This is a genomic window from Hyphobacterium sp. CCMP332, from assembly GCF_014323565.1.
Classification (GTDB): Bacteria; Pseudomonadota; Alphaproteobacteria; order Caulobacterales; family Maricaulaceae; genus Hyphobacterium.
Window position 1 is genome coordinate 2,462,516 of the sequence record NZ_CP058669.1, and the last position, 13,603, is coordinate 2,476,118.

Genomic DNA, 13,603 nt, shown 5'->3' on the forward strand with positions numbered 1-13,603 from the left:
GGAAAAGAAAATGCCCCGGACCAGCGTCCGGGGCATGTCTCATGCAATCTGGCAAAACCGCCTAGTAGCGGTAATGCTCGGCCTTGTAGGGGCCTTTTTGCTCGACGCCGACATAATCGGCCTGTTCGGTGGACAGCTCGGTCAGTTTTGCACCCAGTTTCGGCAGGTGGAGGGCGGCGACCTTTTCATCCAGATGCTTGGGCAGGATGTAGACCTCATTGCCGTATTGCTCACCGCGCAGCCAGAGCTCGATCTGGGCCAGGGTCTGATTGGTGAAGGAGGCCGACATCACGAAGGACGGGTGACCATTGGCATTGCCGAGATTCACCAGACGGCCTTCGGAGAGAAGGATGATCCGGTTGCCTTCCGGGAATTGCACCAGATCGACCTGCGGCTTCACATTCGTCCACTGGAAGTTCCGCAATGCCTCGACCTGAATCTCGTTGTCGAAATGGCCGATATTGCAAACGATGGCCATGTCCTTCATGGCGCGCATGTGGTCGACGGTCAGAACGTCCTTGTTGCCGGTGGCGGTGACGAAGATATCGCAATCATCAATCACGTCCTCGACGCGCACAACGGCGAAACCGTCCATGCAGGCCTGAAGCGCGCAGATCGGGTCGACTTCGGTGACGGAAACGCGGGCACCGGCCTGCGCCAGCGATTCTGCCGAGCCCTTGCCGACATCGCCATAGCCGCAGACGAGGGCTGTCTTTCCGGCCATCATCACATCGGTGCCACGGCGGATGGAATCCACCAGGCTTTCCCGGCAACCATAACGGTTGTCAAACTTCGACTTGGTGACCGAGTCATTCACATTGATCGCCGGGAAGGGCAGCTCGCCGCGTTTTTGCATCTGATAGAGGCGCATCACGCCGGTCGTGGTTTCTTCGGAAACGCCCTTGATCGCGGCCTTGGCCTTGGCAAACCAGCCCGGTGTTGCGGCAATCCGCTTCTTGATCTGGGCAAAGAGGTATTGCTCTTCTTCCGATTTCGGCTCGCCCAGCACGGACGGGTCATTCTCGGCTTTCTCGCCGAGGATCAGATACATGGTGGCATCGCCGCCATCATCGAGGATCATGTTGGCGGTCTCGCCATTCGGCCAGGTGAAGATCTTGTCGGCAAAATCCCAGTATTCTTCCAGCGTCTCGCCCTTGTGGGCAAAGACCGGCACGCCGGTTTCAGCGATCGCCGCCGCGGCATGGTCCTGCGTCGAGAAGATGTTGCAGGAGGCCCAGCGCACTTCCGCGCCCAGCGCGGTGAGGGTCTCGATCAGCACCGCCGTCTGGATGGTCATGTGCAGTGAACCGGCAATCCGCGCGCCTTTCAGCGGCTGTGCCGCGCCATATTCCTCGCGCAGCGCCATCAGGCCCGGCATTTCGATTTCCGCCATGTCGATTTCGGTGCGGCCCCATTTGGCCAGCGACAGGTCTTTGACTTGGTAATCAGACATAAAAGGTCCTTCCATCAGGATGATCGGGAGAGCTTTGGCCCTCCGGGGCGGGGACTCCCGGCCGGATAGGGGACAGCATTGTGCCGCCGGTTAGCATGCAGGGCGGCCGGACACAATGTAGGCTGTGAGGCAGTGCAGACAAACTTTCTGTGAACCCCATGACTCTGGCGGCCCAAATCTTGTATAGTCCCCGATGTCCGGCGTTTTCGGGCCATGACGCAGAGCAGGATTGCCGCGTTGAGTTGATGAATTGAGGGGTGGGTCGATGTCGAGTATTCCGGGGGCGCATGCCAGCCTAGGCTTTGGACGAAAGCGCGTTGATTTCTATGCCTCACCGGGCGTTACGGCCGGTGAAGGTCAGCGCCGCGGCGAACACGAAATCCGCGATGCCGACGGGGCGTCGCATTCCATGCGCCTGTCCCGTCCTGATACGCCCCTGGAAACCGGAGAGACGGTGACCGTCCTTCGCGCGCAAAGCGGACCGGATCATGGATCGCGCCCCGTTGCCGTCATCAATCATGACCGCAATGCCTGGACCCGCACGGCACCGGAAGCGACCGCCGTTCTGGCGCGCAGCGGCATCACCCGCGCGACCAATTGGTGGCTGGCCATGTTGCTCTTCATGGTCGCGGCCATTGCCTTCTCCTGGTCGGATATCCGGCTTTTCATGCTGGAAGTCGATCCGGGTATTTTCGCGTCACTTCCCGCCTTCAATATTTTCGATCTGGTGGCCACCCGGATTCCGGCCCTTGCCGGATTCGACCTCGCCGCCGCCATTCCCGGTTTTGGCGGTCTTGTTGATCAACTCGGTCTGCCGGGCTGGTTGTCGGCCCAGATGCTGGCATTTGTGCTGCCGCTTACTCTTCTGGCCCTGATCACCTATTTTGCCCGTTCCTGGCGTATCATCTGGGCCCCGGTCTATGTTTTTGCGGCGATTGCCACCGGCCTGGCGCTGGGAACGGAATCGGCGTTGATGCCCGCGATTCTGGCGCTGGCCGGTGTTGGGCTCGTGTTCTGCGTCGGCGGGTTTGTCAACCGCACGCGGGATGCCGGCCGGCTGGAAGGCCGTATTGCCCGTCTGAGCGAGAATATTCTGCGCCATCCTCCGGCTGAAACCGTGGCGGCTCCGGCCGCTACCGGTGCGGCTCTGGCCGCCGCAGCAATTGTCGACGCGTCCCCGGCCGGGGAGGCTGAAGACGAAGCGGCTGATGATCTGCCCAGCGATGAAGAGCTGGCGGCCGCCCGCAGCGGGTCTGACGACGCGGATCCGGCCCCCGTGCCCTCCATGCCGGCGGCAGCCGAACACGCCAGTGTCGAAGAAACATCGACGTCAGACCGTGACATGGTGATGCCACCACCACCGCCATTGGCCAACCGCTCCGTTAGCGACACAGCGGTATCCGGTGAGGCTGGCGTAACGGAAACGGAAACCGCCGCGACGGACGAGACGGTTGTACCGGCCACCGCCGCCGCTTCGGCGATGCATGCGCCGACGCCGGAACCCGTTGAAACTCGGGCGGACAGCCAATTGCCGGCCGGGACTCCGTCCACGCCGGAGTCCGACATTGCGGATACACCGGCCATCGCCACTGCTTCGGCGATGCAGGCCCCGACACCCGAGGCGATGCCTGCCGCGCCGGCAATCGAGCCGGCACCCGACACGCCTGCAGCCGAGGACGTGCATTCTTTCGCGGCGTCCGGCTCCGGTTCGGGTGAAATGCTGATGTCGTCACGCGATATTACCGATGCGGAAGACGCAGCGGATGCCGCAGATGCGCCGGATGCCGCGCCAATGGCGTCAGCATCTACTCCGGCAAATGCGGAAGCGGGCAGCGACGACGAGGCAGACCCCTTCATGTCGCCAGAACCGGAAACACCGCGTCAGACAGATTCGTAGAACTTGTCCTCGACGAGTTGAGTGAGGGCGGCCAGCGCTGCGTCTGCGTCCGGCCCGTCGGCGAGAATGGTGATCTCGGTGCCCGGCCCGGCGGCCAGCATCAGGATATCCATGATGGAGGACGCCGCAACGACCTCCTCGCCGCGCCGGACGTGGATTTCTGCATCAAAGCCCGCCGCCATATCGACGAATTTTGCCGAGGCCCGCGCATGCAGGCCGCGCTGGTTGGTAATCAAGACCTGTTTTGAAACCGGCACTATTTCGACGCGCCAACAAGGACGGTCGAGGCACGTGCAATATAGCGCCGTCCGGCGACTTCACCGGCTTCGGCCAGTGCATCGAGCGCCATTGCGCTGCGCGATTCCGCCAGCTTGATCATCATCGGCAGATTGATACCGGCCAGAACTTCGACTTTGCCGGGCGTCAGCTGGGAAATCGCCAGATTGGACGGCGTGCCTCCGAACATGTCTGTCAGGATGAGCACGCCCGCGCCGGTATCCAGTATCTTGATGGCATCACGGATATCATTGCGCCGGTCTTCCAGATCGTCATCCGGACCAATGCAGATGGCGTCGCAATGCTTCAGCGGCCCGACAACATGCTCGGTCGCGGCGATAAATTCGCGCGCAAGATCACCATGTGTAACGATCAGCAGACCGATCATGTTTCACCTCAGGATGGTGTGATTAAATCCCGGAGTGCCGCTGGCGAAAAGGAGTTTCTTCATCGCCGTGTCATATTTGCGCAGCACGCGGCAGGGTGACGATGAAGCGGGCACCGGTTACCCGGCCATCTGTATCGCACCGGTTTTCTGCGCGGATATCGCCGCCATGGACATCGACAATCTGGCGCGAAATCGCCAGCCCGAGGCCGGAATGCGACCCGAATTCCGCGCCGGCTGGCCGCTCGGTATAGAAGCGTTTGAAAATGGTTTCGAGATTGTCGGGCGGAATGCCCGGCCCGTCATCATCAATGGTGAGTTTCAGCTGTCCCGTTTCAGAAACGCTCAACGCGATGCGGATGGTGCCGTCTTCGGGTGAAAAGGTGATCGCATTGTCGATCAGGTTGCGGATGACCTGCCCCAGCGGTGCCGCCCGGCCCTCGACCAGGGCGCGCTCCAGCGAGGTTTTGAAGATCAGCTCGGGCTCATCCGAACGCGACGCTTCATAGGCGCTGACCGTGTCGCGCATCAATTGCACGAGATCGACCTGGCCGACATCCTCGCGGGACAGCTCGGCATCGAGGCGTGACGCCCGGGAAATATCTGTGATCAGCCGGTCCATCCGGCGGACATCCGAGGCAATCACACGCAGAAGGCGCTCGCGCTGTTCGTCCGTCTGCGCGCGAGGCAGGATTTCCGCGGCCGACCGGATCGAGGTCAGCGGGTTTTTCAGCTCATGCGCCACATCGGCGGCAAATTGCTCGATCGCGTCCATCCGGTCATAAAGGGCTGCGGTCATCTCCCGCATCGCTTCGCCCAGCTCACCGATTTCGTCGCGGCGCCCGGCAAGAGACGGCATTTCCACGCGTCGTCCCTTCGCCATGCGCACGCGCCGCGCCGCCTTCGCCAGCCGGCGGATCGGGCGGGCGATAAAGACGGTCAGTGTCAGCGATGTCAGGATACTGACCAGCGCCGCTATCAGGATGAAGGGAAAGAGCGCCCGGCGCTCATCCGCAATAATCTCGTCAAGATCGAAGGATTCCAGCGTCACCACACCGACAACGGCGCGCACCGGCTGGATCGGCACGGACACCGAGACCACGCGTGAGCCATCCGGTTGCCGCCGCACGCCGGCGATGGTTTCACCACCGATTGCTCCGGCGATTTCCTCTTCCAGCGTGCGGTCGAGCGCGGCGCGCTCTTCCTCAGTCCGGAACCAGCCGCCAAACCCGTCCATCAGGCGCGAGAGCAGGCTGCGCGCATCCTCGGCAAAATCCCCGGGCAGCATCTCTCCTGGCGGCGGCAGCTCTGTCACATCAAACCGGTCGGCCAGCAGATGACTGTCCGCGACCAGCTGCGCGGCCTTGTTGTAGATGCGCGCCCGCACCTCTTCCGGAAGATAGAGGTCCCGCAGTATCAGCCGGGCATCCCCGTCCAGCAGACGCGGCGACGGGTCGCTCTCGGCGGCGCCTTCGGCCATCACATTGGCGATTAGCTCGCCCTCGACGCGCAGGGCCTCGATCTTGGCATTGACCAGTCCCCGCCGGGTTTCGGACACGGCCAGCATACCGACGATCAGAACCAGCAAGGCCAGACCATTGGCGGTAAGGATGATCCAGGCGAGGCGGGAAAAGGAGACCCCGCGAACCGAACGGATCGTCCGGCTAGCTCTCCTTGTAACGGTATCCAACACCATAAAGCGTCTCGATGGCGTCGAACGTCTTGTCGACTTCTCTGAATTTCTTGCGGACCCGTTTGATGTGACTGTCGATGGTCCGGTCGTCGACATAGATCTGATCATCATAGGCCGCATCCATCAGCGCATCGCGGCTTTTCACATAGCCGGGGCGTTGCGCCAGGGATTGCAGGATCAGGAATTCCGTCACCGTCAGCCGCACCGGCTCGCCTTCCCACGAACAGGAATGACGATTGGGGTCGAGTGACAGCCGCCCCCGCATGATTGGTTTGGAATCTCCGCCAGGCTGTCCGGGATCGCCCACAGGATCCGGCCGGGCGCGGCGCAGGACGGCTTTCACCCGCTCGCCCAGAAGACGCTGGGAAAAGGGTTTGGTGATATAATCATCGGCACCGAGATTGAGACCCAGAGCCTCGTCAAATTCGTCGTCTTTCGAGGTCAGGAAAATGACCGGCATATTGGACGACTGACGCAGGCGGCGCAGAAGTTCCAGCCCGTCCATGCGCGGCATCTTGATGTCGAACACGCCCAGATCCGCCGGGTCATCCGTCAAGGCTTCCAGCGCAGCGGCACCATCATTGAAGGTGCGCACCTTGTAGCCTTCGCCTTCCAGAAAAATGGATACCGACGTGATGATATTCTCGTCGTCATCGACCAGCGCGATTGTGGCCATGAACGCGTCTCCTCATTCCCTGTTTTGCAAACCTTAGACAAGCTTGGCGCGAAGCGAAAGCGTTAGGGTTCACGACGCCTTAAATGTTTCAGTGGCATTGTCTCCGCGTGATTGCACGGAGTGCGCCTGATGGCGGCAGCCAAGATTCATTATGAGGTCTTCGTCAAGAAGCACCGCAAGGCGTCATGGATACTGGCAGAGGCGCGTCCAGAACGCGAAGATGCCATTGAATTTGCAAAGAAACTTCTGAGCGCGACGCCTACCGGATCGGTCCGGGTGTCCAAGGAACGCTTTGACGAGGAAAGCCGCGCTTTCCGGTCCTTCACGATCTGGGAAGAAGGCGCGGAGAAATTCGAGACCGAAGCCGAAAAAACCGGCGATGGATCCTTGCCCTGTTTGTCACCGGACGATCTGACCAATCCGTCGGCCCGCGACACGATGAGCCGCGTCATGAATGAATGGTTCGTGCGCAAGCAGGTCACACCGATGGAGCTGATGCACAGCCCCGAGCACGCCGAGGATCTGGAAAGCGGTGGCACCGAGCTCCAGCACGCCATCCAGAAGGTTGCTGTGGCCAGCGCGCGCGATGGAGACTCCACGGTCCATGCCTATGTCAAACAGCTTCATGAGCTGAGCGCGAAGGCCTTTGACCGGATATACAAGGACGGAAAATCCGGCCGCCTGCCGAAATTCTCCAGATACAAGACCTATGCGTCTCTGGTGGAAGCCCATGCGGGCGAGAAGTCGCCCTACAAGATTCGCGCCGCACTGGCGGACCGTCTGTCGGACGAGCGCGGCTTCGGCAAGAAATTGTCGGTTCTGATGGAGTTTGCGACCGAATTGCCGGAGGCCGACTCGGCGCGCAAGACCGGCTGCGAACAGCTCGATATCTTTCTGGCCGAAATTCTCAATTTCGAGTCCGGAATGACGGCCTTGATCGGGTCTCCGGAGGAATTGGGCGATCAGGTCCAGCGCCTGGCCGACATATTTGATGGTTCTGACTCGGCGGAAAGCCTGCAGGGGCCCCCTGCCGACGCCCGCACCCTGACCCGTTTGATGAAAACCGGTGGATTGCCATCCTGCAAGACCATGATCGCCAGTGCCTTGCTGGAGCGCTTGCGCCGGCCGCGCCGCATGCGGCCCAAGGATGTTCTGGCCGAGGTGAAACTGGCCCGGAAACTCGCCCAGAAACTGGTGATGGCACAAGGACCGGACCTGGCCGTGGACGCGCTGCAGGACGCCTTCGCCAAGCGCTCGGCGCGTCTGCTGACGCCGGAAACCATTGGTGATTTTCTGGAGAAATGCGAAACGCCGGATCAGGAAATCGAAAATCTTCTGGCGCTGGAAGAAAATATTGTCGGCGCCCAGAACAAGCGCAAGCTCGCCGGCTATATCCGGGCCACGCTGGGCAATCACAAGACGGAAGGCTGGTTCGTTTCCGGCGGGGGCCGCGCCATTGATCGTCTGCACCGGCTGACGGGATTCCAGACAAAAGCCCTTAAGGGCAATTATCCAGATGAGGACAAGTCCGGCCTGGCGACCGCCTTCGATGCGCTGGGACAGAAAGTGCTCGAGCGCTCAGGATTGATCGATGCGATTGTCAACGGGCCGTCTCCGGCTCTGGACCGGGCCGCCTCGCTGCTGAAACTGGTCACGTGCGGGGCGATTCCGGTCGGCAAATGCTCTGTTGCCGCCCAACAAAAAGCCGTTCAGCTCATTCGCTCCGATGCGGGCCTCGAGGAAGCGCGCGCCGATACGGAACGCGCAAAACTGGCGGATATCGAAGCAATGCTGAAGACCATCTCCGGCCAGTCCGCCGCTGCCTAAAGCGCTGCGAGGCCGCCGGGCTCTGCCGGATCAATGCGGAAGCTCGGTGCCAGCGGGTCGCGGCGATTGCCGCCGGACAGTTTCAGCAAGCGCGCCAGTCCGGCGCGCATCAGCGTCACCGGCGAGAGCGATCCGCCCAGCCCCGGTGAAAGCCCGAATCGGCGCCTGAGAACACCATTTGTATAGATCGCATTCGCCCGCACCAGCGCCGCTGGCGTCAGGAATTCCGCCGAAATCGAGACATTGAGATCATCCTCGTTGACGATGCGGTGCGGCGCATTTTGTGGCCAGGACACCATATCGCCCGGCGACAGATCAAAACATTCGGCGCCCGCGTCAAACTCACGGCGATAGTCAAGCTGCTCGGCGGTTTCCCGCAGCACGATGGCTTCCAGCGCTTCCGGCGATACATAGGGCGCTTCCGGCGGGTAGAGCCAGACGCGCTTGTGCCCGCGCAAATGCCAGAGCGCGACGCGCGCCACATCCAGATGATAGAAGACCTGGGCGCGCGGCGAGGCAATCAGAAGGCCGATATCCCGCTTGAAGGTTTTGAGGCCCGGAATCGTCGATTCCAGTTCGCCGAACATCCGGTCGGCCAGATTGGCATAATCGGGAAGCCAGACATTCGTGGCGCGCAGATTGAACCAGACCCGGCCCGTTTTCGCGATCTCGATCAGTCGCTCACCGGGCAGATGGGTGATATCGCCGCGCCGCCAGCTTGACCGGTCGCAGGCATCCTCGCCCATCGTGAAAACGCCCAGATGTTCGCGCGGATAGCGGTCCAGAATGCCGGCCAGCGCCGCATCGCTCCAGTCCATCTGCGTGTGCAATCGATGTTTGAACGCCGAGACGTTGGCGGCAAACCCGCCCGCATCCAGATCAGGGGCGTGGTCCAGAACGGCCGGTGTCATGACGCGGCGCTGCCATAAAAGCCAAGCTTGAACGGGCCGCCCCAGAAAACCTTTCCCAGACCGCGCATCGCCTTGTCGAGCATACGCGCCCGGCGCGGAGCGCCAGTCGCCCACAGCACAGCTGCGGCCAGGCCAAAAACCAGAGCCTGTCCGGCGCCGACAATCATCCAGAACAGGATGCCCGGCAAATTCATCGGTTTGTGGGAGGCGCAGGCGGCGCTTGGTCCCTGACCATAGGCGAAGGCGCGCTTCAGCGTATAGGACAGGCTGGCCCGGCTCGACAGCGGCTCTTCCCAGACCCAGGCCTCGGCGGACCAGGCAAAGACGGCATGCCGGGCCTGCATTTGTGCAAACAACAGATCGTCTTCACCGCCGGTCGTGTTGCGTTCAACCGAGAAGGGTTGCTCGCAGGGCAGGGCGGATTTCCGGATCAGCGAATTCCCGCAGCCATAATAGTGGTCGATATGGCCGCTCTCTTCCGGTCCGAAGCGGGAAAAAAACTCGTCATAATACTCTCGATGCGCGGTCACGCTCTCCGGCAGGCGGGTCCGGACAGGACCAAAAACCGCATCCGCATCATAGAAATTCAGGGTGCCCACCAGTTCACACAGCCAGGTGGCGGGCGCTTCCTCATCATCGTCGAGAAAGGCAATCAGCTCACCCGTGCTGGCCGCGAGACCGGCATTGCGGGCATTGGCCACGCCGGCTTCCGGCATGTGAACCACCCGGACCGGGAAGGCGGCTTCCCTGGCGATGGCCTGCGCGGAGGCGAGACCGGAGCCGTCCGGATCATTGTCGACAATCACCAGCTCCAGCTGAAGCCCGCACGGATTGGCCTGCGCCAGAATACTGTCTGCGGCCCGCCGCAATCCGTCTGGCCGGCGGAATGTGGGAATAATGACCGAAATGCTCTGCGTCATGAAGATGGCCCCGCAATGGGCTCCGCGCGGTGTGTAAACGCCCGCACGAGGCCGGAAATACGATGGGCAGTATCCAGCTCAACCGCTGAAATCTGGTTAAGACGCCGCCGGATGCGCGAGGTGATATTGCCAACAGGCGTCAGATCGGCCGCCTCCCAGACAATCGCGCGCGCCCGTGTGATGCGGGCATCGCGTCCCGGCGCGGCGATCAGGGCGCTGTGAACCGGCATTGTGTCGGCGGCATAATATTTCTTGTAGTGATCGTGATCGGCACCGATATCACAGCGCTCGAGACCCAGCTCCGGCATGGCGGCGACCAGCTCGTGCAGGACTTGCTGGCCCGGCGACCACGCCCGGTAGGCCGGATTATAGGCGGCAATCCAGGGATTGAAGACGGTGTCGCTGCGCACACCAAACAATCCGGCAATGATCTCGCCCTTTGCCCGCAAGCTGAACAGCAGCCCCTGAAGCGGCCCGTCCTGCCGGGCATGGGTCTGGCGCATGAAGTCCTGTACCCAGTGCGCCGCCAGAACATCATGCCGGCCGCTGGCCCTGTATTGCGCCTGCTTCCAGCCGAGCAATGTTGCAAGTGCGGTTTCGTCCCTGTCCTCCATTACCAGTGAGACGGGGCCGCACTCGCGTTCCAGCTTATGGCCAAGACGGCGGTGATTCTTGAACCGTTTCGGATGCAGGGCACGCTGGCTTTCCAGAAAAGCCGCGGCATCCGGACCGGGCGCAATTGTGTAGGCTTCACCGGCCTCGCCGGCCTGGGTGGCAAAAAGCCCATAGGGGTCGACCAGATTGTCGAACTGGAAAGCGCGAATGCCCGCAGCCTTCAGCGCTTCTTCGCCGGTAGCAAAGAAATCCGGCGCACAGACCAGCGCTTGCACATCACCAAAAGGCGCGGCGAGGGATCGGGCCATCCGGCCCGGGCGTAAATGGAAGGCAAGAAAGCCGGGTGTATTCTGGCCCTTGCGGAAGACCGCGACCCGCACATCATCGCGCACGCTTGCGACCAGATCGGCAAAGTCCGGCTGAAGCAGCGGCGACGCGAACGGGCCCGTCGCCAGCGACCGCCAGGCCGCGCGATCGCTCGCCCTCAATGCGTCAGGAGATAGAATTTCGGCTTGCACCATTTTGACCCGCTCCGGAAAGAACGGAAAATACAGCGCAAGAACCGGGCCGGATCAGAGACTAGATGGCTTCGAAATCATCGTCGGAGACCGACATCCGGAGGATCTGGGCCAGCGAGTGCTGTTGGCCCGCCGCGCGGCCACACAGATACTCATTCTTGTCGAGCTGATTGACCTCGGACGAAATCGCGCCGCTATCGACCCGCATGGAGCCGGACAGAACCACAATCGGCGTTGACGGGCACAAGCCCTGCATCGTCGTCAGCGTGTCGTCGGGATTGATGGAATCGGGCAGTCGCAAGTCAAGCAGGACGAGATCATATCTCTTTTTCTTCAGCTTGCGGCGGGCGTCCCGAAGATCGCGTACGACCTCGAAACCGATATCGTAATCGCCGGATTCAAAAACATTGTTCTGAACCAGCAAGGCGTCCGCAAAATCATCTTCAACGTGCAATACATTCAACGCCGACATAGCCTGACCTGTCCTTCTTCCCTGAAGAGACATATGCGCCCGATTTCGTTAACGGCATCTTTACAAAAGGAGGGCTCAGAGGATTTCTGCGGTCTCCAGACCGGCCCGCCGCGCGGCGGCGGTGATCGTGTTCCGCAACAGCATGGCGATGGTCATCGGCCCGATGCCGCCCGGCACGGGTGTAATCCAGCCAGCGCGTTCGGCCGCCGCCGCGAAAGCCACATCGCCGACCAGACGGGTCTTGCCGTCCCCGCCTTCCGGCGCGTCGATACGATTGATCCCGACGTCCAGCACACAGGCCCCCGGCTTGATCCAGTCGCCCTGTATCATCTCCGGCCGTCCGACGGCCGCCACCAGAATATCGGCCTGCCGCGCCAGTTCGGGCAGGTTCCTTGTACGCGAATGGGCCATCGTGACCGTGCAGTCCTTCTCGAGAAAGAGCAGGGCGGCCGGCTTTCCGACCAGTATGGAGCGGCCGATCACCAGCACCGACTTGCCGGTCAGATCGCCCATCGCCCGTTCGGCCAGCAGGACGCAGCCCGCCGGCGTGCACGGGCGCAAGCCGGCTTCTCCGCCGAGGAGACGCCCGGCGCTGATCGCGGTCAGCCCGTCAACATCCTTGTCGGGATCAATCCGGTTGATCACGGCGGCCGCATTGATGTGATCGGGCAGTGGCATCTGCACCAGAATGCCATCGACGGCCGGATTGGCATTCAGTTGCTCGACGATTTCGATCACTTCGGCCTGACTGATGGCGGCCGGCTTGCGGATGGCGGTCGACTCCATGCCGGCTGCTTCGGCGCGCCGCACCTTGTTGCGGACATAGACCTCGCTGGCCGGATCGTCACCGATCAGCACAACGGCCAGACCAGGCTTGCGGCCGAGCAGATTTTCCAGCTGTGCGGCCGCCGCGGCGACGCGCGCATCCAGATCGGCGGCGACAGATTTTCCGTCGATGAGTTTTGCGGTCATGTGTCGGCCTCCGTCAGTTTCGCGGCCAGCGCCCCGGCCTCTCCGGCCTCGCATGCAATGGCGATCGTCTTGATCCGGCTGGTCTGGCCGCGTGTCAGTGTCAGCCGGGTTTTACCGATTCCCATCCGTTTGGCGAGCAGTTTGACAAGCGCGGCATTGGCCTTGCCTTTCTCCGGTACAGCCCGGACATGCGCGCGCAGAACGTCTTGCCCGTCGGCATCCGTCTCCCAGCCATCCAGACTGTCACGGCGCGCATTCGGGGTCAGGCGGACAGAAATGGAAAAGCCGGCAGGTTTCAATGCTGGCAACTAGAATATCGAGACGATACCGCCTCGCAGGGCATAGATAACGAACTGGACCAGCAGGAAGGCAACCAGCGGTGAAAAGTCGAATCCACCCATGCTGGGCAGGATGGACCGGATCGGCCGCAGCACGGGTTCAGTGAGAGTAGACGTTATACGCCAGATGGTACTGACAACCGGATTGTAGGGATTGACGATCTTGAAGCTGATCAGCCAGCTCAGAATAATCGACGCAATCAGAAGGATCAGGAAAAGGTTAAGCACGGGAATCAAAAGCAAATGAATAATGCTATCAACAAGGGACATGTTCGCTCTTCCATTCTCACCGGAAATTTCCCCTGCTCTAGCCCCTATCCGGGGGGGATCGCAAGCAAATGCCGGATCGGCTTGCATATACCACCCGCAACCGGCGGCGAAATCTTGACGCTTCCGCGGTGCGGTCCTATTCCTCGGCCTCCCAATCGGTCGGGGCCATAGCTCAGTTGGGAGAGCGCGTCGTTCGCAATGACGAGGTCGGCGGTTCGATTCCGCCTGGCTCCACCATATCAAGCCGGTCTGCCGGAGGCGGAAAATTCGGCCCGGGGGATCGATTTTGGGTGCGAAATGTCCCGGCAGGGGCCTTCGCCGCCGGCTTCAGGTGGCTTCGCCCGCCCGAAGGCGGCGCAGGCGAAAGCGGACCATAGAGA

Annotated in this window: 14 protein-coding genes and 1 tRNA gene; 3 read left to right on the forward strand and 12 right to left on the reverse strand. The window is 61.7% G+C overall.

Going from position 1 to position 13,603, the window contains the following annotated elements; translation table 11 throughout:
- Nucleotides 1-61: 61 nt before the first annotated feature.
- Complete coding sequence (gene ahcY, locus HXX25_RS12355) at nucleotides 62-1,453, reverse strand: adenosylhomocysteinase (protein WP_187166202.1); 1,392 nt, start codon at nucleotides 1,451-1,453, stop codon at nucleotides 62-64.
- Nucleotides 1,454-1,718: 265 nt separating this feature from the next.
- Here ahcY and HXX25_RS12360 point away from each other — a divergent pair, with 265 nt between their 5' ends.
- Nucleotides 1,719-3,350: a hypothetical protein gene (locus HXX25_RS12360; protein ID WP_187166203.1), complete on the forward strand. Its 1,632-nt coding sequence runs from the start codon at nucleotides 1,719-1,721 to the stop codon at nucleotides 3,348-3,350.
- On the opposite strand, the gene HXX25_RS12365 is transcribed toward HXX25_RS12360, so the two are convergent.
- From HXX25_RS12365 to HXX25_RS12380, 4 genes are all read right to left on the reverse strand, one after another.
- Nucleotides 3,335-3,607, reverse strand: coding sequence for an HPr family phosphocarrier protein (locus tag HXX25_RS12365; protein WP_187166204.1), 273 nt, complete (start codon nucleotides 3,605-3,607; stop codon nucleotides 3,335-3,337). The genes HXX25_RS12360 and HXX25_RS12365 overlap by 16 nt on opposite strands.
- Entirely contained in the window at nucleotides 3,607-4,014 is a 408-nt protein-coding gene (locus HXX25_RS12370; RefSeq protein ID WP_187166205.1) for a PTS sugar transporter subunit IIA, read from the reverse strand. The genes HXX25_RS12365 and HXX25_RS12370 overlap by 1 nt, the downstream gene beginning before the upstream one ends.
- Nucleotides 4,015-4,084: 70 nt before the next feature.
- Nucleotides 4,085-5,707 carry a stimulus-sensing domain-containing protein gene (locus tag HXX25_RS12375; protein ID WP_187166206.1) on the reverse strand — a complete coding sequence of 541 codons (1,623 nt, stop codon included), beginning with the start codon at nucleotides 5,705-5,707 and terminating at the stop codon, nucleotides 4,085-4,087.
- On the reverse strand, nucleotides 5,676-6,380 hold the full coding sequence (locus HXX25_RS12380) for a response regulator transcription factor (RefSeq protein WP_187166207.1): 705 nt from the start codon (nucleotides 6,378-6,380) through the stop codon (nucleotides 5,676-5,678). The genes HXX25_RS12375 and HXX25_RS12380 overlap by 32 nt, the downstream gene beginning before the upstream one ends.
- A 129-nt stretch (nucleotides 6,381-6,509) precedes the next feature.
- Here HXX25_RS12380 and HXX25_RS12385 point away from each other — a divergent pair, with 129 nt between their 5' ends.
- Nucleotides 6,510-8,207, forward strand: a complete 1,698-nt coding sequence (locus HXX25_RS12385) for a hypothetical protein (RefSeq protein ID WP_187166208.1) — start codon at nucleotides 6,510-6,512, stop codon at nucleotides 8,205-8,207.
- Here HXX25_RS12385 and HXX25_RS12390 read toward each other — a convergent pair.
- The 7 genes from HXX25_RS12390 to HXX25_RS12420 all read right to left on the reverse strand — a co-directional run bounded on the left by HXX25_RS12390 (nucleotide 8,204) and on the right by HXX25_RS12420 (nucleotide 13,223).
- A complete protein-coding gene (locus HXX25_RS12390) occupies nucleotides 8,204-9,118 on the reverse strand; it encodes a hypothetical protein (RefSeq protein WP_187166209.1) in 915 nt (304 codons plus the stop codon). The genes HXX25_RS12385 and HXX25_RS12390 overlap by 4 nt on opposite strands.
- Nucleotides 9,115-10,038: a glycosyltransferase family 2 protein gene (locus HXX25_RS12395; protein ID WP_187166210.1), complete on the reverse strand. Its 924-nt coding sequence runs from the start codon at nucleotides 10,036-10,038 to the stop codon at nucleotides 9,115-9,117. The genes HXX25_RS12390 and HXX25_RS12395 overlap by 4 nt, the downstream gene beginning before the upstream one ends.
- Complete coding sequence (locus HXX25_RS12400) at nucleotides 10,035-11,174, reverse strand: GNAT family N-acetyltransferase (protein ID WP_187166211.1); 1,140 nt, start codon at nucleotides 11,172-11,174, stop codon at nucleotides 10,035-10,037. Before HXX25_RS12400 ends, HXX25_RS12395 begins: the two co-directional genes overlap by 4 nt.
- A gap of 58 nt (nucleotides 11,175-11,232) precedes the next feature.
- On the reverse strand, nucleotides 11,233-11,643 hold the full coding sequence (locus HXX25_RS12405; RefSeq protein ID WP_187166212.1) for a response regulator: 411 nt from the start codon (nucleotides 11,641-11,643) through the stop codon (nucleotides 11,233-11,235).
- A 75-nt stretch (nucleotides 11,644-11,718) separates the two neighbouring features.
- Entirely contained in the window at nucleotides 11,719-12,615 is an 897-nt protein-coding gene (gene folD / locus HXX25_RS12410; protein WP_187166213.1) for a bifunctional methylenetetrahydrofolate dehydrogenase/methenyltetrahydrofolate cyclohydrolase FolD, read from the reverse strand.
- A complete protein-coding gene (locus tag HXX25_RS12415) occupies nucleotides 12,612-12,923 on the reverse strand; it encodes a DUF167 family protein (protein WP_187166214.1) in 312 nt (103 codons plus the stop codon). The genes folD and HXX25_RS12415 overlap by 4 nt, the downstream gene beginning before the upstream one ends.
- On the reverse strand, nucleotides 12,924-13,223 hold the full coding sequence (locus tag HXX25_RS12420) for a YggT family protein (protein WP_187166215.1): 300 nt from the start codon (nucleotides 13,221-13,223) through the stop codon (nucleotides 12,924-12,926).
- A gap of 161 nt (nucleotides 13,224-13,384) precedes the next feature.
- Between HXX25_RS12420 and HXX25_RS12425 the strand changes: the two genes are divergently transcribed.
- Nucleotides 13,385-13,460: transfer RNA gene (locus HXX25_RS12425), tRNA-Ala, on the forward strand.
- Nucleotides 13,461-13,603 lie beyond the last annotated feature (143 nt).